Annotated in this window: 19 protein-coding genes; 16 read left to right on the forward strand and 3 right to left on the reverse strand. The window is 72.0% G+C overall.

Annotated elements, in window-relative coordinates:
• The first annotated feature begins 78 nt into the window (after positions 1–78).
• The 10 genes from atpE (at position 79) to ACIRBX_RS21725 (ending at position 8,115) form a co-directional block, all read left to right on the forward strand.
• Positions 79–312, forward strand: a complete 234-nt coding sequence (gene atpE / locus ACIRBX_RS21680; RefSeq protein WP_057226856.1) for an ATP synthase F0 subunit C — start codon at positions 79–81, stop codon at positions 310–312.
• Positions 313–357: 45 nt separating this feature from the next.
• On the forward strand, positions 358–924 hold the full coding sequence (locus ACIRBX_RS21685; protein ID WP_402298688.1) for a F0F1 ATP synthase subunit B: 567 nt from the start codon (positions 358–360) through the stop codon (positions 922–924).
• Positions 921–1,736 carry a F0F1 ATP synthase subunit delta gene (locus ACIRBX_RS21690; protein WP_402298689.1) on the forward strand — a complete coding sequence of 272 codons (816 nt, stop codon included), beginning with the start codon at positions 921–923 and terminating at the stop codon, positions 1,734–1,736. The genes ACIRBX_RS21685 and ACIRBX_RS21690 overlap by 4 nt, the downstream gene beginning before the upstream one ends.
• Before the next feature lie 151 nt (positions 1,737–1,887).
• Positions 1,888–3,462, forward strand: a complete 1,575-nt coding sequence (gene atpA / locus ACIRBX_RS21695) for a F0F1 ATP synthase subunit alpha (protein ID WP_402298690.1) — start codon at positions 1,888–1,890, stop codon at positions 3,460–3,462.
• Positions 3,463–3,494: 32 nt separating this feature from the next.
• The gene (locus ACIRBX_RS21700; RefSeq protein ID WP_402298691.1) at positions 3,495–4,409 is read left to right on the forward strand and encodes a F0F1 ATP synthase subunit gamma; all 915 of its coding nucleotides are present in this window, start codon (positions 3,495–3,497) and stop codon (positions 4,407–4,409) included.
• A gap of 2 nt (positions 4,410–4,411) precedes the next feature.
• Entirely contained in the window at positions 4,412–5,857 is a 1,446-nt protein-coding gene (gene atpD, locus ACIRBX_RS21705; RefSeq protein WP_402298692.1) for a F0F1 ATP synthase subunit beta, read from the forward strand.
• 207 nt (positions 5,858–6,064) lie between these two features.
• Positions 6,065–6,445, forward strand: coding sequence for a F0F1 ATP synthase subunit epsilon (locus ACIRBX_RS21710; protein WP_104818316.1), 381 nt, complete (start codon positions 6,065–6,067; stop codon positions 6,443–6,445).
• 139 nt (positions 6,446–6,584) lie between these two features.
• Positions 6,585–7,085, forward strand: a complete 501-nt coding sequence (locus ACIRBX_RS21715) for a DUF2550 domain-containing protein (RefSeq protein WP_402298693.1) — start codon at positions 6,585–6,587, stop codon at positions 7,083–7,085.
• A 47-nt stretch (positions 7,086–7,132) separates the two neighbouring features.
• Positions 7,133–7,510: a VOC family protein gene (locus ACIRBX_RS21720; protein ID WP_402298694.1), complete on the forward strand. Its 378-nt coding sequence runs from the start codon at positions 7,133–7,135 to the stop codon at positions 7,508–7,510.
• A gap of 32 nt (positions 7,511–7,542) precedes the next feature.
• Complete coding sequence (locus ACIRBX_RS21725) at positions 7,543–8,115, forward strand: cob(I)yrinic acid a,c-diamide adenosyltransferase (RefSeq protein ID WP_402298695.1); 573 nt, start codon at positions 7,543–7,545, stop codon at positions 8,113–8,115.
• Positions 8,116–8,122: 7 nt separating this feature from the next.
• Here the strand turns inward: ACIRBX_RS21725 and ACIRBX_RS21730 are convergent, their stop codons facing one another.
• Positions 8,123–8,677 carry a hypothetical protein gene (locus tag ACIRBX_RS21730; RefSeq protein WP_402298696.1) on the reverse strand — a complete coding sequence of 185 codons (555 nt, stop codon included), beginning with the start codon at positions 8,675–8,677 and terminating at the stop codon, positions 8,123–8,125.
• A 147-nt stretch (positions 8,678–8,824) separates the two neighbouring features.
• On the opposite strand from ACIRBX_RS21730, the gene ACIRBX_RS21735 reads away from it, so the two are divergent.
• From ACIRBX_RS21735 to ACIRBX_RS21755, 5 genes are all read left to right on the forward strand, one after another.
• On the forward strand, positions 8,825–10,021 hold the full coding sequence (locus tag ACIRBX_RS21735) for a sensor histidine kinase (protein WP_402298697.1): 1,197 nt from the start codon (positions 8,825–8,827) through the stop codon (positions 10,019–10,021).
• 5 nt (positions 10,022–10,026) lie between these two features.
• Positions 10,027–10,677, forward strand: coding sequence for a response regulator (locus ACIRBX_RS21740; protein WP_402298800.1), 651 nt, complete (start codon positions 10,027–10,029; stop codon positions 10,675–10,677).
• A gap of 146 nt (positions 10,678–10,823) precedes the next feature.
• Positions 10,824–11,690: a 3-hydroxyacyl-CoA dehydrogenase family protein gene (locus tag ACIRBX_RS21745; RefSeq protein WP_402298698.1), complete on the forward strand. Its 867-nt coding sequence runs from the start codon at positions 10,824–10,826 to the stop codon at positions 11,688–11,690.
• Between the two features lie 311 nt (positions 11,691–12,001).
• Positions 12,002–12,337 (forward strand): STAS domain-containing protein, encoded by a 336-nt coding sequence (locus ACIRBX_RS21750; RefSeq protein WP_402298699.1) that lies wholly within the window; start codon positions 12,002–12,004, stop codon positions 12,335–12,337.
• Positions 12,338–12,554: 217 nt separating this feature from the next.
• Entirely contained in the window at positions 12,555–14,807 is a 2,253-nt protein-coding gene (locus tag ACIRBX_RS21755; protein WP_402298700.1) for an ATP-binding protein, read from the forward strand.
• Here ACIRBX_RS21755 and nucS read toward each other — a convergent pair.
• Complete coding sequence (nucS, locus tag ACIRBX_RS21760; RefSeq protein WP_402298701.1) at positions 14,804–15,463, reverse strand: endonuclease NucS; 660 nt, start codon at positions 15,461–15,463, stop codon at positions 14,804–14,806. The genes ACIRBX_RS21755 and nucS overlap by 4 nt on opposite strands.
• 360 nt (positions 15,464–15,823) lie before the next feature.
• Here nucS and ACIRBX_RS21765 point away from each other — a divergent pair, with 360 nt between their 5' ends.
• Positions 15,824–16,216: an SCO5389 family protein gene (locus tag ACIRBX_RS21765; RefSeq protein WP_402298702.1), complete on the forward strand. Its 393-nt coding sequence runs from the start codon at positions 15,824–15,826 to the stop codon at positions 16,214–16,216.
• Between the two features lie 73 nt (positions 16,217–16,289).
• Here ACIRBX_RS21765 and ACIRBX_RS21770 read toward each other — a convergent pair whose 3' ends face one another.
• On the reverse strand, positions 16,290–17,432 hold the full coding sequence (locus ACIRBX_RS21770; protein ID WP_402298801.1) for an LLM class flavin-dependent oxidoreductase: 1,143 nt from the start codon (positions 17,430–17,432) through the stop codon (positions 16,290–16,292).
• Positions 17,433–17,692: the final 260 nt, after the last annotated feature.

Here is a 17,692-nt window from a genome sequence, read left to right on the forward strand (position 1 = left end):
TGTAGCACCCAGCCCGACCCCCCCAGTACTGCCGGTGGCCAACCACCGCCGGTTCACACCCCGAAAAGGACAGCTGAAATGGCACAGCTCGCTGAGCTCACCGGTTCCATCGCCTCCGTCGGTTACGGCCTCGCCGCGATCGGCCCCGGCATCGGCGTTGGTCTGATCTTCGGCAACGGTGTCCAGGCCATGGCCCGTCAGCCCGAGGCTGCCGGCCTGATCCGTTCCAACATGTTCATCGGCTTCGCGCTGACCGAGGCGCTCGCCCTCATCGGCATCGTCATGCCGTTCGTCTTCGGCACCGGCAGCTAATTCCTCGCGGATACTGTCTAGCCCTTTTCGACGAAAGGTTCAGATATGAGCGCCTCCGTGGCACTCCTCCTCGCGGAGGAGGGGGAGAAGATGAACCCCCTGCTTCCCGCGTGGCCCGAGGTCGTCATCGGCCTGCTCTGCTTCTTCATCGTCTTCGGCATCCTCGGCAAGAAGCTCCTCCCCAGCATCGAGAAGGTGCTGGCGGACCGCCGGGACGCGATCGAGGGCGGCATGGAGCGCGCGGACGCTGCTCAGGCCGAGGCCCAGGCCCTGCTTGAGCAGTACCGTGCCGAGCTCTCCGAGGCGCGTCACGAGGCGGCTCGCATCACCGAGCAGGCTCGTGAGCAGGGCGCTGCCCTGATCGCCGAGATGCGCGAGGAGGGCCAGCGTCAGCGCGAGGCCATCGTCGCCGCCGGTCACGCGCAGATCGACGCCGACAAGAAGCAGGCCACCGCGGTCCTGCGGCAGGACGTCGGCTCGCTCGCCGCGCAGCTCGCCTCCCGCATCGTCGGCGAGTCCCTCGAGGACTCCGCCCGGCAGAGCGGCGTGATCGACCGCTTCCTGGACGACCTGGAGGCCAAGGCCTCTGCGGCCCAGGGTGCGTCCAAGTGATCGGCGCCAGCCGTGAGGCCCTGGCCGCCGGCCGGAAGAACCTCGAGAGCCTGACCGACGCCACCTCGGTGGACGCCGGCAAGCTCGCCGAGGAGCTCACCGCCGTGACGGCGCTGCTGGACCGCGAGGTCTCGCTGCGCCGGGTGCTGACCGACCCCGCGCGGGACGGTCAGGACAAGGCCCAGTTCGTCACCACGCTGCTCGGCGGCCAGGTCTCCGGCGAGACCGTGGACCTGCTGTCCGGCCTGGTCCGGTCCCGCTGGTCCGGTGGCCGTGACCTGGTGGACGCGGTCGAGGAGCTCGGCGCCTACGCCGAGGTCATCGCCGCCGACAAGGCCGGTCAGCTGGACGACGTCGAGGACGAGCTGTTCCGCTTCGGCCGGATCGTCAGCGGCTCGCACGAGCTGCGCGGCGCCCTGACCGAGCCGAAGGCCGGCACCGCCGCCAAGGCGGAGCTGATCAAGAAGCTGCTCGGCGGCCGGGCCAACGCGGGCACCGCCCGTCTGGTCACCGCCCTGGTCACCAACCCGCGTGGACGTAGCCTGGAGCAGGGCCTGGAGTCCTACTCCAAGCTCGCCGCCGCCCGGCGGGACCGCGTGGTGGCCCTGGTCACCACCGCCGTTCCGCTGTCGGACGGTCAGAAGGACCGCCTGGCGACTTCGCTGGGCCGGCTCTACGGCCGCCAGGTGCACCTGAACATCGACGTGGACCCCACGGTCCAGGGCGGTGTCCGGGTGCAGATCGGTGACGAGATCATCGACGGCACCGTGTCGAGCCGCCTCGAAGGCGCTCGCCAGGCCCTCGAAGGCTGACGCACCAGCACCATCCGACCCTCGGTCGGGAACCGGTTCCGCAGGAGCCGGCAAAACGTACGGCCGGTTCGCACGACCCGGCCGAGAGTCGAATACTTGCGGCCCTCAATGGCGGGCCGAGGATCGCAAACTAGGAGAGCAGGGAAGCCTGATGGCGGAGCTTACGATCCGTCCGGAGGAGATCCGGGACGCGCTGGCCGGCTTTGTCCAGTCGTACCAGCCGGACGCGGCCTCGCGTGAAGAGGTCGGCACGGTCACCGAGGCCATGGACGGTATTGCCAAGGTCGAGGGTCTGCCCTCGGTCATGGCCAACGAGCTGCTGAAGTTCGAGGACGGCACCCTCGGCCTCGCGCTGAACCTCGAGGCGCGCGAGATCGGTGTCGTCGTCCTCGGCGAGTTCAGCGGCATCGAGGAGGGCCAGACGGTGCACCGCACCGGCGAGGTCCTCTCCGTCCCGGTCGGCGACGGTTACCTCGGTCGCGTCGTGGACCCGCTGGGCAACCCGATCGACGGTCTGGGCGACGTCGCCTCCACCGGCCGTCGTGCCCTGGAGCTGCAGGCCCCCGGCGTCATGGTCCGCAAGTCGGTGCACGAGCCGATGCAGACCGGCATCAAGGCCATCGACGCGATGACCCCGATCGGCCGCGGCCAGCGCCAGCTGATCATCGGCGACCGCCAGACCGGCAAGACCGCGGTGGCGATCGACACGATCATCAACCAGCGCGACAACTGGAAGTCGGGCGACCCGAAGAAGCAGGTCCGCTGCATCTACGTCGCCGTCGGCCAGAAGGGCTCGACCATCGCGTCGGTCCGCGGCGCCCTGGAGGAGGCCGGCGCGCTGGAGTACACCACCATCGTGGCTGCTCCCGCCTCCGACCCGGCCGGCTTCAAGTACCTCGCCCCGTACACCGGTTCGGCCATCGGCCAGGAGTGGATGTACGACGGCAAGCACGTCCTCATCATCTTCGACGACCTGTCGAAGCAGGCCGAGGCGTACCGCTCGGTGTCGCTGCTGCTCCGTCGTCCGCCGGGCCGCGAGGCCTACCCGGGTGACGTCTTCTACCTGCACTCCCGCCTGCTGGAGCGCTGCGCCAAGCTCTCCGACGAGCTGGGCGCCGGCTCGATGACCGGTCTGCCGATCATCGAGACCAAGGCCAACGACGTCTCGGCGTACATCCCGACCAACGTCATCTCCATCACCGACGGCCAGTGCTTCCTGGAGTCCGACCTGTTCAATGCCGGCATCCGCCCGGCCGTGAACGTCGGCATCTCGGTCTCCCGCGTCGGTGGCTCCGCCCAGATCAAGGCCATGAAGTCGGTCGCCGGCCGCCTCCGCCTGGACCTGGCCCAGTACCGCGAGCTGGAGGCGTTCGCCGCCTTCGGTTCCGACCTGGACCCGGCCTCCAAGGCGCAGCTGGAGCGCGGTGCCCGCATGGTCGAGCTGCTGAAGCAGGGTCAGTACCAGCCGTTCCCGGTGGAGGAGCAGGTCGTCTCGATCTGGGCCGGCACCACGGGCAAGCTGGACGACGTCCCGGTCGCCGACATCCGCCGCTTCGAGCGCGAGTTCCTCGACTTCCTGCGCACCTCCAAGAAGGAGCTGCTGGCGGGCATCGTCGAGACCTCGAAGCTCGAGGACGGCACCATCGACGCGCTGACCGAGTCGATCGCCTCCTTCAAGCAGGGCTTCACCACCGCCGACGGCAAGCTGCTCGGCGAGCAGGCCTGAGTCCGGTAGCGAGGGAAAGGACGTAACGACCCATGGGAGCACAGCTTCGGGTCTACAAGCGCCGGATCCGCTCTGTCACCGCGACGAAGAAGATCACCAAGGCGATGGAGATGATCTCCGCGTCGCGCATCGTCAAGGCGCAGCGCGCGGTGGCCGCCTCCACTCCGTACGCCGACGAGCTCACCCGGGCGGTGACGGCGGTGGCCACCCGGTCCAACGCCAAGCACCCGCTGACCACCGAGAAGGCCGGCGCCACCCGCGCCGCCGTCCTGGTGATCACCGCGGACCGCGGTCTGGCCGGTGGCTACTCGACCAACGCCATCAAGGCGGCGGTCGCGCTCACCGCGCGGCTGAAGGCCGAGGGCAAGGACGTCGCGACGTACATCGTCGGCCGCAAGGGCGTCTCGTACTACAACTTCCGCAGCCTCGAGGTCGCGGGATCGTGGACGGGATTCTCCGACAAGCCGACCTACGGTGACGCCAAGGCGGTCTCCAGCGACCTGATCGAGGCCTTCACGGCCGAGACCGGTGGCGTGGACGAGCTGCACCTGGTGTCGACCAAGTTCGAGTCGATGCTGACGCAGACCGCGCAGGACGCGCGTCTGCTGCCGCTGAAGCTCGACGAGGTCAAGCTCAGCACGGAGAAGTCGGCCAAGGCCGAGATCTTCCCGCTGTACGACTTCGAGCCGTCGGCCGAGGGCGTCCTCGACGCCCTGCTGCCGCGGTACGTCGAGAGCCGGATCTACAACGCGCTGCTGCAGTCGGCCGCTTCGGAGCACGCCGCCCGCCGGCGCGCGATGAAGTCCGCGACCGACAACGCGGGAGAGCTCATCAAGTCGCTCACGCGGCTTGCCAACTCGGCCCGTCAGGCCGAGATCACCCAGGAAATCAGCGAGATCGTCGGCGGTGCCAACGCCCTCGCCGACGCTAGCCGCGGGAGCGAATGAGAATGACCACCACTGTTGAGCCGACCACGGCGACGGGCCGCGTCGCGCGGGTCATCGGCCCGGTCGTCGACGTGGAGTTCCCCGTCGACGCGATTCCGGACATGTACAACGCCCTCAAGGTCGAGGTGGACAACCCCGACGGCTCGGGCAAGAAGGTGCTGACCCTCGAGGTCGCGCAGCACCTCGGCGACGGCCTGATCCGCGGCATCTCGATGCAGCCGACCGACGGTCTGGTCCGTGGCGCGCAGGTCTCCGACACCGGTTCGGCGATCTCCGTCCCGGTCGGCCAGATCACCAAGGGCAAGGTCTTCAACGCCCTCGGCGAGGTGCTGAACGTCGACGCGGCCGAGTTCGAGGCCCAGGTCGAGGTCAAGTGGCCGATCCACCGCAAGGCGCCGAACTTCGCGGACCTCGAGTCGAAGACCGAGATGTTCGAGACCGGCATCAAGGTCATCGACCTGCTCACCCCGTACGTCCAGGGTGGCAAGATCGGTCTGTTCGGTGGTGCCGGTGTCGGCAAGACCGTTCTGATCCAGGAGATGATCTACCGCGTCGCCGAGAACTTCGGTGGTGTGTCGGTGTTCGCCGGTGTCGGCGAGCGCACCCGTGAGGGCAACGACCTCATCCACGAGATGGTCGACTCGGGCGTTCTGGACAAGACCGCGCTGGTCTTCGGCCAGATGGACGAGCCGCCGGGCACCCGTCTGCGGGTCGCGCTCTCCGCGCTGACCATGGCGGAGTACTTCCGTGACGTCGAGCAGCAGGACGTGCTCCTGTTCATCGACAACATCTTCCGGTTCACCCAGGCCGGTTCCGAGGTGTCGACCCTGCTCGGCCGCATGCCCTCCGCGGTGGGCTACCAGCCGAACCTGGCCGACGAGATGGGCCTCCTGCAGGAGCGCATCACCTCGACCCGCGGTCACTCGATCACCTCGATGCAGGCGATCTACGTCCCCGCGGACGACCTGACCGACCCGGCCCCGGCCACCACCTTCGCCCACCTCGACGCGACGACGGTTCTGTCCCGTCCGATCTCGGAGAAGGGCATCTACCCCGCCGTCGACCCGCTGGACTCCACGTCTCGCATCCTGGACCCGCGCTACATCGCGCAGGACCACTACGACACGGCGATCCGCATCAAGGGGATCCTGCAGAAGTACAAGGACCTCCAGGACATCATCGCGATCCTCGGCATCGACGAGCTGTCCGAGGACGACAAGATCACCGTGCACCGCGCACGTCGGATCGAGCGCTTCCTCTCGCAGAACACCTACGTGGCGAAGCAGTTCACCGGTGTCGAGGGTTCGACCGTCCCGCTGGCCGAGACCATCGAGGCGTTCAACCGCATCGCGGACGGCAAGTACGACTCCGTCCCGGAGCAGGCCTTCTTCATGTGCGGTGGCATCGAGGACCTCGAGCGCAACGCCGCCGAGCTGGCCAAGAAGTAGCCGGCCCGGCCTGATGGCTGACTGACCGTGAGGGGTGGTCCCCGTCCCTGGGGGCCACCCCTCACGGCTCAGAGCGGCCGTGCGACCGGACGTCCGCTGTGATCCCGGTCATCTCCGTGTCCTTGGTTTCCTGCCGGGGCCGCGGGCCCGTTATTCTTACCGCAATCACCGGGTCATCCGGTGGTTGCAAGAGCCTAGGAGCCCACGTTGGCTGAGCTGCACGTCGAGCTGGTCGCAGCCGACCGCAAGGTGTGGTCCGGTGCGGCCACCATCGTCGTCGCCCGTACGGCCTCCGGTGACACCGGCATCATGCCGGGGCACACCCCGGTGCTGAGCGTGCTGGAGAGTGGCCCGGTCACCATCCGCACCACCGATGGCGGCACCGTGATCGCGGCCGTGCACGGCGGCTTCATCTCCTTCGCCGACAACAAGCTGTCGCTGTTGGCGGAGATCGCCGAGCTGGCGGACGAGATCGATGTCGCCCGCGCCGAGCGCGCGCTGGAGACCGCGAAGAGCGAGCTCGACGCGCACGCCGAGCGTCGCGCCGAGGTCCGCCTGGTGGCGGCCGGCCGCCGCAAGGCCGCCTGAGTTTCAGCAGTACGCACGACCGACGGTCCCGGGGACGCGAGAGCGTGACCCCGGGACTGTCGTATCAGTTGGTAGGTCAGTGCCGGGTCGTTGATACGACCGGCAAACGGGGATGTGGGTAGCGAGGAGGTCGGTGAGCATGGTCCTCGCCCTTCTGGTGTGCGCCGCGGTGGTGGCGCTCTCTGTACTCGGCCTGGTCGCCTTCGCGGTCCGCCGCCGGGTGATCCAGCGAGTAGGCGGAACGTTCGACTGCAGTTACCGCCTCAAAATGCCCGCCGACGCCTCGACGCAGCCGGATCTCGACGAGAACGGCCAACCCACCTCAGCCCCGGTCCCGGTGACCGACGGCAAGGGGTGGGTTTTTGGTATCGGCCGCTACAGCGGTGACTCGATCGAGTGGTTCCGGGTGTTCTCCTACGCGCCGCGCCCGCGCCGGGTGCTGCCGCGCCGGGAGATCGAGGTGCTGGGCCGGCGCTACCCGGAGGGCCAGGAGGAGCTCGCCCTGCTCTCCGGCTCGGTGGTGCTGCGCTGCCTGCACAACGGCGCCCCGCTGGAGCTGGCGATGAGCGACGACGCGCTCACCGGCTTCCTGGCCTGGCTGGAGGCGGCCCCGCCCGGCCAGCGCGTCAACGTCGCCTGAGCGGCCCACACTGGGTGGAGGGGAGCTCTTCGGGAAGGGAGCCGACCATGTTGACCCAGGGGAACGTCTCCACCACCCTCCCGGTGGTGGACCTGGACCGCGCCAAGGGCTGGTACCGGGAGAAGCTGGGGATGACCCCGGCGAAGGAGATGGAGGGCGGTGCCCTCTACGAGGTGGCCGGGAGCACCATCCTGCTGTTCCCGACCTCGATCGCCGACCGGGGCGGGCACACCCAGGTCGCCTTCGAGGTGCCGGACCTGCGCGCCGAGATGGCCGAACTCCGCGCCCGGGGCGTGGTGTTCGAGGAGTATGACCTGCCGGACTACACGTCCGTGGACGGCGTGATCGAGTGGCCCGGCGGTGCCTCGGCGTACTGCAAGGACAGCGAGGGCAACCTGATCTGCGTCAACGAGATGCGGGGCTGATCTCCGCCCCCGTGGGCGTTAGAGTGCGGCGCATGGTCAACCTCACGCGCATCTACACCCGGACCGGTGACGACGGCACCACCGCGCTCGGCGACATGAGCCGCACCACCAAGACCGACCCCCGGCTGGTCGCCTACGCGGACGCCAACGAGGCCAACGCCACCATCGGGGTGGCGCTGGCCGTCGGGCAGCTGCCGGAGGACGTGGCGGCCGTCCTGACCCGGGTCCAGAACGACCTCTTCGACGTCGGTGCGGACCTGGCCACCCCGGTGGTGGAGGACCCGAAGTACCCGCCGCTGCGGGTGCTCCAGTCCTACATCGACCGGCTGGAGGGGGACTGCGACCACTACCTGGAGCAGCTGGAGAAGCTGCGCAGCTTCATCCTCCCCGGCGGCACCGTCGGCGCCGCCCACCTGCACCTGGCCTGCACCGTGGTCCGCCGGGCCGAGCGGGCCACCTGGGCGGCGATCGAGGAGCACGGCGGCTCGGTGAACCCGCTCACCGCCAAGTACCTGAACCGGCTCTCCGACCTGCTCTTCATCCTGGCCCGGGTGGCCAACCAGGAGCGCGGCGACGTGCTCTGGGTGCCGGGCGAGAACCGCTGACGGCGGGTCAGAGCAGGCTCTCCGACTTCCGCTTCTCCTGCTTGGGCCAGATCGTGTAGCTGCCGGCGATCACCAGGTTGATCGCGGTGATCGTGCCCATCCGCTGGTACCAGGCGTTCAGCGCCGCGGTCCGCTCCGGGTCGCCGACGAACCAGGTGACCCCGGCGATCAGGCCGACGGTGATGACGGCGGCGAGCGCGGTGCGGGCGAAGATCCTCCACTCGTACGCGGCCCGGGCCGCGCCGTACTTCGGCGCCTTCGGGGGCCTCGGGCCGCCGGCGAAGCGGTGCTGGAAGTGGCCGTCGGCCCAGGTCACCAGCGAGTGGCCGAAGGCGACCGAGAAGCCGACGTAGCTCGCGGCCAGCCCGTGCGTCCAGCTCGCCGTGGTGCCGCCGCGCAGGTCGAGGACGGTGAGCACCAGGATCACCAGGTCGATCAGCGGTAGGCCGAGCAGCAGCGCGGTGCTGACGGTCCGCCACCTCAGCAGGTAGCGGACGGCCAGGGCGAGGGCGAGCAGGACCCAGAACCCGACCTCGCCGGCGACGATCAGTGTGACGATCACGGTGTACCTCCCTGGCTCCCAGCATCCCGGGGGAGCGGGGCACCGGTCATCGTCGCCGGTGGCGAGAGGGCCGTGCGCCTTTCGATGTACACCGCTCCTCCGTACGGCGGGTCGGGGCGGGCCGGAGCGGGATGGTGAGATGGGGGCGTGCTCAACCTCGACCTCACCCCGCGGCAGGAGGACCGGGCGATCGCGCTCGGCGGTCTGCTCGGCGGCCTGGTGCTGATCGCCTTCGGCGCGTACGACCGCTCGGCCACCGTGCCGCTCTGGGCGGTGCTGGTGCCGATGGCGGCGCTGGCGGTGCTGGAGCTGTTCCGCCGGAGCCACCCGATCTGGACGGTCACCCTGGGCGGGCTGCTGATCGGCCCGGTGGTCTGGGCCGGCTCGCTGGCCGCCTCGCTGGTGATGTACACCGACCTGCTGTACGCGGCGGTGCTGTACGGCTCGCCGCGGATGTCCAAGGTGCTGCACCTGACCGGGATGGGCACCACGGTGGTGCTGGGCTCCTGGGCCGGGCTGTACACCACCTCGGTGGCGCAGGCGCTGCTCGCGGTGGTGGTCTGCGTGCTGGTCTTCCTCGGGCCGGTGTGGACCGCCGACCTGGTGCGCAAGCACCGGGACCGGGCCGAGACCGAGCGGCTGCGGGCCGAGCAGACGGCGCTGCTGGCCGAGCTGGACCGGCGCGAGGCGGTGGTCTCGGAGCGCGCCAGGATGGCCCGGGAGCTGCACGACGTGGTGGCCAACCACCTCTCCGCCATCGCGATCCACGCCACCGGCGCGCAGGCCCTGGCACGCCGTCAGGGGCGGGACGCGGCGGACCCGTTGCTGGCCTCGATGGCGGTGATCCGGGAGAGCAGCGTGCAGGGCCTGACCGAGATGCGGCGGATGATCGGCCTGCTGCGGGCCGGGGACGCCGAGGAGGAGCACGCGGCGCCCCGGCTGGAGGCGCTGGACAGCCTGGTCGGCAAGGCCGCCGAGAGCGGCCGGGCGGCCGGGCTGGGCTTCCGGCTGACCGAGCTGGGCGAGCGCGGCGAGCTGCCCGCGCCGGTGGAGCTGGCCGCCTACCGGATCGTCCAGGAGGCGCTGACCAACGCGCTCAAGCACGCCGCCCCGGGCGCGGTGGAGGTCCGGTTGTCGTACCGGGACGAGGAGTTGGAGATCCTGGTGGAGAGCCCGCACCGGGCCGGGGCCGGCCGTGAGCTGCCCGGGGCCGGGGCGGGGCTGGTCGGGATGGGCGAGCGGGCCGGGCTGCTGGGCGGTGGCTTCACCGCCGGGCCGGTGGCGGAGTGCTGGGTGGTGCGTGCGGTGCTGCCGCGCGAGCCGAAGAGCGAGGGACGGGCGTGACGGACGTGATCCGGGTGCTGGTGGCCGAGGACCAGGCGGCGGTGCGGGCCGCGCTGGTGCTGATCCTGGGGGCCGAGCCGGGGATCGAGGTGGTCGGCGAGGCGGCGGACGGCGAGGCGGCCGTCCGGATGGCGCTGGAGCTGCGGCCGGACGTGGTGCTGATGGACGTGCAGATGCCGCGGCTGGACGGCGTGGCGGCCACCCGGCAGGTGGTGGCGGCGGACGCCGGGCGGGTGCTGGTGCTCACCACCTTCGACCTGGACGAGTACGTCTACGGCGCGCTGCGGGCCGGGGCGGCGGGCTTCCTGCTGAAGGACCTGGAGGCGGACGCGCTGATCGAGGGCGTCCGGACGGTGGCCGCCGGGGACGGCATGCTGGCCCCCTCGGTGACGCGCCGTCTGATCGCCACCTTCGCCCGGCCGGAGCGGCCGGACCAGCCGAAGGCCCGGGAGGCGGTGGCGGCGCTCACCCCGCGCGAGCGGGAGGTGCTGGCCTGTCTCGGTGCCGGGCTGTCCAACGGTGAGATCGCGCAGCGGCTGGCGATGGCCGAGGCGACCACCAAGACGCACGTCAGCCGGATCCTGGCCAAGCTGGAGCTGCGCAGCCGGGTGCAGGCCGCCATCCTGGCGCAGGACTTGGGGCTGGTCCCGGAGTAGCGCGGACCAGCGTGGGCACGTCAGCAGCATCACACGGCGCAATCGCACCATCCTGGCCCCGTGGGCACTAGAGTCCGGCGCGTGAGCGGCGCGGCTCCGGTGGGTGATCCCTGCGACGAGCCGCCTTCAGGAGCTTAGGGGTAGCCATGGGCAACGTAGCGGACCAGCGGATCGCCGTCATCGGCGCGGGTCTGATGGGCGCGGGCATCGCGCAGGTCTCGGCGCAGGCCGGCCACGCGGTGGTGCTGCGCGACGTCACCGCCGCCGCGCTCCAGCGCGGACTGGACGGCATCCGGGCCTCGTACGAGAAGTTCGTCTCCAAGGGCAAGCTGACCGCCGACGAGGCGGAGGCCGCGCTCGGCCGGATCACCACCACCACCGACCTCGGCGCGGTCGCCGAGGCGGACATCGTGGTCGAGGCGGTGTTCGAGCAACTGGACGTCAAGGAGGGCGTGTTCCGCGAGCTGGACAAGCTCGCCAAGGACGGCGCCGTGCTGGCCTCCAACACCTCCGCCATCCCGATCACCCGGATCGCCGCCGCCACCTCGCGGCCGGAGTCCGTGGTCGGGGTGCACTTCTTCTCGCCGGTGCCGCTGATGAAGCTGGTCGAGCTGGTGCGCGGCTACAAGACCAGCGACGAGACGCTGGCCCGGGCCCGGGCCTTCGCGGAGGGCGTCGGCAAGGAGGTCGTGGTGGTCAACCGCGACGTGGCCGGCTTCGTGACGACCCGTCTGATCACCGCCCTGGTGGTCGAGGCGGCCAAGCTGTACGAGTCGGGCGTGGCCAGCGCCGAGGACATCGACACCGCCTGCCGGCTCGGCTTCGGCCACCCGATGGGCCCGCTGCAGACCGCCGACCTGACCGGCGTGGACATCCTGCTGCACGCGGCGCGCAACATCTACGCCGAGACCCAGGACGAGAAGTTCGCCGCGCCGGAGATCATGGCCCGGATGGTCACCGCCGGGGACCTCGGCCGCAAGAGCGGTCAGGGCTTCTACGGCTACCAGAAGTGAGCCCGCGGCGGCGGGGCGTGGGTGAGCTTGCTCACGACCCCGCCGCACACGGGTGATTTGGGCGGGAATCGAGCGTGGGTGTGGGCCTCGACTGCGTATATTCCCTCTATTCCATCGCACGGGTGAACTTGGTCCGCAACCGGCGCGGACCAGCAACCTGAGCGGCTGATCCGCCGTCAGATGGGTGAGGGGGAGACGGCATTCCGACTGTCCTGGCCGTTCCGGCCGTGGTGACCCGGACCCGTGCGGGCCGCCACCACGGGGGCCACCACGACCACCAGCAGGCGCGACCGATCGCGGAGGAGGAGAGCGTGCACATCACCGGTGACCACCGGCGCCTGGCGATCCACGGCCGCCTCGACGTCCGCAGCGCCGCCGACGCGCGCGCCCGGCTGCACCAGGCGGTGGACGCCGGCCAGGGCGATCTGGTGCTCGATCTCACCGGGCTGGAGTTCTGGGACGCCACCGGGCTGGGCGTCATCATGGGCACCCACCGCCGGGCCGGCCGGATCGGCCGCCGCCTGGTGCTGCGCGCCGTCCCGGCCCAGTTGCAGCGTCTGCTGGTGGCCACCCGGCTGCACCGCATCCTCGCCGTCGAGGGCGCCGTCCCCGACGCCTACGGCAGCACGCTGCCGGTCGTCCTCTGAGGACCCGGCCGGCGGCGCCCCGGGTGCCCGGCTGAGCTGCCCCGATCCACCTCCGCCGTCCCGGGCCGCAGGTCCGCGCCACGCAGCGGCGCACTGGCCGGGCCCCGCGCCCCCGGCGCGCTTCGGGCGCCAGCCGCGGCCCCGGGTAGTGTCCCCGGACACAGGTGTGCGAGAGTCACCGGTCAGACAGACGGCCTAGACGGGGCGGAGCGAGATCGTGAACCAGCCATCCGGTGACGTCCGGCAGGAGACGCCCCGCCAGCGGAGTGGTGAGTTGGTCACCGGGGACTGGCTGCTGGTGGTGGGCGGGGCCGACGGCTCCGAGTTCCGCCCGTGCCCGCCCGAGTGGCGTCCGCAGCCGCGCCGGGTGGTGGCGGACAGCGCCCGTCCGACCGCAGCCGCCGTCGGGCCGCTGGCGCTGGGCGGGGCCGCCGCCGATCAGCCGCTGCTGGACCGCGAGGCCGATGTCGCCCAGCTGCTGGGCCTGTTGGCGGAGGGCCGCTCGGTGCGGCTGGTGGGGCAGGGCGGCTCCGGCCGGACCGCACTGCTCGGCGCGGTGGCGGACGCGGCCGGCGAGCTGGCACCGGACGGGGTGGTGCGGCTGACCGGGCACCGGCGGACCTCGGCCGATCTGCTCCAGGACCTCTACGCGGCCACCCACCGGTCCGCTCCGTTCCGCCCCGATCGGGACCAACTGCGGGATCTGCTCGCCCCGTTGGGCGCCGTGGTGGTGATCGACGACGTCGAGCCGAGCGGCCCCGAGCTGGAGGAGCTGGTGTCCGCCGCTCCGGACTGCGCGTTCCTGATCTCGGTCGCCCCCGGCAGTCCCCAACTTCCGCCCGGCTCCCGGCTGCTGGATCACCTGGTGGGTGGTCTGTCCCGGCCGGCCTGCCTCGGGCTGATCGCCCGGCTGGCCGGCCGTCCGCTGGACGAGCACGAGCGGGCCTGGGCGATCGACCTCTGGTTCGAGTCCGAGGGCCTGCCGCTGCGCTTCGTGCAGGCCGCCGCGCTGCTGCGGCAGCGGGACGCCGAGGTGGACACCCTGGTGGCCGAACACGAGGACCGGGGGCGGGTGTTCGGCCTGGTCAAGGAGATCCCCGCGCCGGAGGACCCGGCCGAGCTGGAGGGTGAGCTGCGCCGCGCGGTGCCGCTGCCCTCGGTGGCCGAGTCGGCCGCGCCCACGCTGCGGCTGGCGGCCGGGCTGAGCGAGGCCGCCCGGTCGGTGCTGCTGCTGGCGGTGGCGCTCGGCGGGGAGTGCCCGACCGCCCCGCACCTGCCGGCCCTGATCGACGTGGGCCTGGGGGAGAGCGCGCTGCAGGAGCTCACCGAGTGCGGGCTGGCGGTCTCGATCGGCGGTCACCACCGGCTCACCGACGGGGTGTTGGAGACCCTGGCGGAGGCCTGGGAGCCCGGCGAGGTGGCCTTCGGTGCGGCCCGCCACTTCTCCTGGTGGGTCGGCCACAGCTCGGTCAGCCCGGCCCAACTCGCCGCCGAGGCCGAGGTGGTGATCGGCGCGCTGCTCGCCGACCAGGAGGCCGGCCGGCCGCAGGAGGTGCTGGCCCTGGCCCGGGCCGCCGCCCCGGCCTTCGCGCTGTCGCTGCGCTGGGGCGCCTGGGAGCAGGTGCTGGAGATCGGCCTGGAGGCGGCCCGCGCTCTCGGCTCCACCGGTGAAGAGGCTTGGTTCCACCAGGAGTTGGGCGTGCTGGCGGCCTGCACCGGGGTGACCGGCCCGGCCGTCGGCGAGCTGGAGGCGGCGCTCTCGCTGCGGGCCGCGATGGCGGAGACCCGGGGCACCGCCGCCGGGCGCCGGATGCTGGCGCTGCTGCGGGCCGGGAGCGGCCGGGCGGTCGAGGGCCCGGACCGGCCGGGTGGCGGCCGACGGCCCGTCATACGGGCGATCGCCGCCCAGGTGCCGCTGCGCTTCCGCAGCATCCCCAAGGGCGGCCGCCGCCGGACGGCCGTGCTGGCCGGGGCGGCGGTGCTCGCGGTCGGGGTGCTCGGCACGGCGGTCGGGCTGAGCCTGGCCCGGACGGACGAGCCCGGCCGCGGCGGCGGCAACGGGGTGGTGGACGAGGGCGTCTACACCGGTGACGTCAAGATCGCCCCGAGCGGGAGCCCGTCGGCCCCGGCGAGCCCGGGCCCGACCCCGAGTGCCTCGGAGCCCGAGCCCTCGCCGAGCCCGTCGGCGAGCACGTCCACATCCCCGAGCCCGTCCAAGAGCGGTACCCGCAAGCCGAGTTCGACCCCGAGCGCGAGCAGGTCCACCAGCGCGCCGACCAGCCAGCAGCCCAACCCGCCGCAGCCGTCCTCCTCGCGCCCCACGGCGCCGAGCACGCCGCCGCCGTCCAACCCGGGCCCGTCGAGCACACCGACACCGACCCCGAGTGCGACCCCGACCCCGACCCCGACGCCGCCCAGCCCGACGCCGACCGACACCGGCACGGCGCCGGGATCACCGCCCGCCGGCTAGAACAGCTTGAGCTTGTCGTCGTCGATGCCGCGCAGCTCGTCGTAGTCCAGCACCACGCAGCCGATGCCCCGGTCGGTGGCGAGCACCCGGGCCTGCGGCTTGATCTCCTGCGCGGCGAAGACGCCCCTGACCGGGGCCAGCAGCGGGTCGCGGTTGAGCAGCTCCAGGTAGCGGGTGAGCTGCTCGACGCCGTCGATCTCGCCGCGCCGCTTGATCTCGATCGCGACGGTGGCGCCGTCGGCGTCCCGGCCGAGCAGGTCCACCGGGCCGATCGCGGTGGGGTACTCGCGGCGGACCAGGGTCCAGCCGGCGCCGAGCACCTCCATCCGGTCGGCCAGCAGCTCCTGGAGGTGCGCCTCGACACCGTCCTTCACCAGACCGGGGTCGACCCCGAGCTCGTGCGAGGAGTCGTGCTGCACCTCCTCCAGCGTGATGATCAGCTTCTCGCCGGCCTTGTTGGTCACCGTCCAGACGTCACCGTCCTGCTTCAGCGAGCACGGGGGCGACATCCAGTTGAGGGGCTTGTAGGCCCGGTCGTCGGCGTGGATGCTGACACTCCCGTCCGCCTTGACCAGGATCAGGCGGGTCGCGGAGGGCAGGTGGGCGGAGAGCCGACCGGCATAGTCGACGGAGCAGCGGGCAATGACGAGACGCATGGTTGACCACGCTAGCCCAGCGGGGCCAGTTGAAGCGAAACCGCGACGGACGGGTGATGAACCCGCGTGAACGGCGAACCATGGAGTCCTGCACCCCGCCCCGCGCCCTGGCTCCACGGGTTGTCCGGCGGGTGTGGGTCACTCAACGGGGACGGAGCACTTCCATGAACAGTCCGACGGGATTCGGCCAATCTGACGGGGCACCAGGCGATCGGGGCTCGAATCGGGGGATTCACCGGCCGTACTGACGACCGGATGTCACTCTGTGGTGAGCAGTCGTCGCTCCCCACTGCGGCACAACGGCACCGACGTACGACCACCCCGGCGGTCCGCCCGGGGTGGACCGCGAGAGGAGAACCCATGTCGCTCGACGTCTCACCGGCCCTGCTGGAGAAGGCCGAGAGAGGAGAGGTCGACGAGAGGGAGTTCGTCGACTGCGTCCGAACCTCCCTGCCGTACGCCTGGGACCTGATCAGCTCACTGGTCGCCCAGGTGCAGGTGGACGGCACCGATTTCGCCGACAACCAGGTACCGCCGCCCAGCGAGCAGGCCCGCGGCCAGCTGCTGCGGGCGATGGCCAGCGACGCCATCCGGGGTGCCCTGCAGCGGCACTTCGGGGTCCGGCTGGCGTTCCAGAACTGCCACCGGGTGGCGGTCTTCGCACCCTCCGGCGAGAGCGACGAGCGGTACCACCGCTTCACCTCGGTCCGGGCCCAACTGCTCAACCAGTCCGACGAGTTGCGGGACTGCTGAGCTCCGCGCGGGACACCTCCGGGAGGCCGGGCCGTCTGCACCTCGGCCCGGCCTCCCGGCGTTCGCGGCCGGATCAGTCCAGCTGCGGCAGCACCTCGGTGCCCAGCCGGGCGATGTTCTCCATCGTCGCGGCGTGCTCGCCGGAGCCCTCGGCCAGCAGGGCGAAGCGGCGGATGCCGGTGCGCTCGGCGGTGGCCAGCAGCCGGTCGGCGGCCTGCCGGGGCGTGCCCACCGCGTGCAGGTCGCAGAGCAGTTCGGTGTACTCGCGCGGATCGCGCATCCGGCGCTCCCGGCCGTCCACCGTGCGGTGCGCGCCGAGCCCGTGCTCGAACCAGCCGGGCATCGCGGCCAGCAGCCGGGCCCGGGCGGTGACCCGCCGGTCCTCGATCTGCACCACCCCGGCCGCCATGTGCTCGCGCTCCACCCGGGCCAGCTGCTCCTCGCCCCGGCCGCAGGCCCGCCAGGCGGTCCGGTAGGCCTCCAGCATCAGCGACTTGTCCTCGTCGCCGGAGTGCATCCCGAGCAGCATCGGCAGCCCGCGCTCGGCGGCGGCCCGGACCCCGGCCGGCGAGGTGCAGGCGGCGATCACCGGCGGCCCGCCGGCCGCCGGGTCGGCACCCGGCAGCGGGGCGCCGCCGGGCCGCTGCCGGGGGAAGCGGGTCAGCGGGCCCGAGCGGCCCTCCAGCCAGCCCGCCAGGTCGGCGGCCGGCCCGGCGGGGCGCGCCGCGCCGGCCCGGGGCACCACGTCCACCTCCGGGAAGCTGAACTGCGGCCCGTCCGCGCCCACCCGGGAGCCGCGCAGCCAGCGCAGCAGCAGGTCCAGCCGCTCGCCGAACCCGTCCTCGTAGGCGGCGGCGCCGGTGCCGAAGACCGCCAGGTCGATCCACGGGCCGCCCCGGCCGACGCCCAGGGTGAAGCGGCCCTCCGAGGTCAGGTGCAGCATCGCGGCCCGCTCGCCGAGCGCCACCGGGTGGGTGGTGGAGAGCACGCTGACCGCCGTGCCGACGCCGATCCGGCGGGTCCGGCCGAGCAGCAGCGCGGCCAGCGCGGCGGCGTCCGGGCAGACGCCGTAGGGCACGAAGTGGTGCTCGGCCAGCCAGACCGAGTCCAGGCCGGACCGCTCGGCGGTCTCGGCGGCGGCCACGGTGCGGCGCAGCACCTCGCCGTGGCCCTGGCCCGGGAACTGGGCCGACAGCAGGAACGCGCCGACCCGGATCGAGTCGGTGCCCGCCGCGCCGCCCAGCACCGGGGCCGGGGGCAGGTCGAGCTGAGGGGTGGTCAGTTGGTCGGTGTCGGTCATCCGGTCGCCTCCTCGGGTGCCGCCGGGTCTGCGAGCCCCGTCGTGTCACTGTCGTTGAGTAACCGATGTCATGTGCCAATGGCACTCGGAACGCCCCAATTCGCGGAAGATCGGGTGTCTTTCGCCGGAAAGGCCGAGCCGCTCCCGGTCCGCGTGGTAGGGCTGCGGAGCGGGGC

The organism is Kitasatospora sp. NPDC096147 (genome assembly GCF_044763225.1).
Classification (GTDB): Bacteria; Actinomycetota; Actinomycetes; order Streptomycetales; family Streptomycetaceae; genus Kitasatospora.

Excerpts from the sequence above, each read along its gene's own strand:
- atpE (WP_057226856.1), top strand. The coding sequence starts at position 79 with ATGGCACAGCTCGCTGAGCTCACCGGTTCCATCGCCTCCGTCGGTTAC.
- ACIRBX_RS21685 (WP_402298688.1), top strand. The coding sequence starts at position 358 with ATGAGCGCCTCCGTGGCACTCCTCCTCGCGGAGGAGGGGGAGAAGATG.
- atpA (WP_402298690.1), top strand. The coding sequence starts at position 1,888 with ATGGCGGAGCTTACGATCCGTCCGGAGGAGATCCGGGACGCGCTGGCC.
- ACIRBX_RS21700 (WP_402298691.1), top strand. The coding sequence starts at position 3,495 with ATGGGAGCACAGCTTCGGGTCTACAAGCGCCGGATCCGCTCTGTCACC.
- atpD (WP_402298692.1), top strand. The coding sequence starts at position 4,412 with ATGACCACCACTGTTGAGCCGACCACGGCGACGGGCCGCGTCGCGCGG.
- ACIRBX_RS21715 (WP_402298693.1), top strand. The coding sequence starts at position 6,585 with ATGGTCCTCGCCCTTCTGGTGTGCGCCGCGGTGGTGGCGCTCTCTGTA.
- ACIRBX_RS21720 (WP_402298694.1), top strand. The coding sequence starts at position 7,133 with ATGTTGACCCAGGGGAACGTCTCCACCACCCTCCCGGTGGTGGACCTG.
- ACIRBX_RS21725 (WP_402298695.1), top strand. The coding sequence starts at position 7,543 with ATGGTCAACCTCACGCGCATCTACACCCGGACCGGTGACGACGGCACC.
- ACIRBX_RS21745 (WP_402298698.1), top strand. The coding sequence starts at position 10,824 with ATGGGCAACGTAGCGGACCAGCGGATCGCCGTCATCGGCGCGGGTCTG.
- nucS (WP_402298701.1), bottom strand. The coding sequence starts at position 15,463 with ATGCGTCTCGTCATTGCCCGCTGCTCCGTCGACTATGCCGGTCGGCTC.
- ACIRBX_RS21765 (WP_402298702.1), top strand. The coding sequence starts at position 15,824 with ATGTCGCTCGACGTCTCACCGGCCCTGCTGGAGAAGGCCGAGAGAGGA.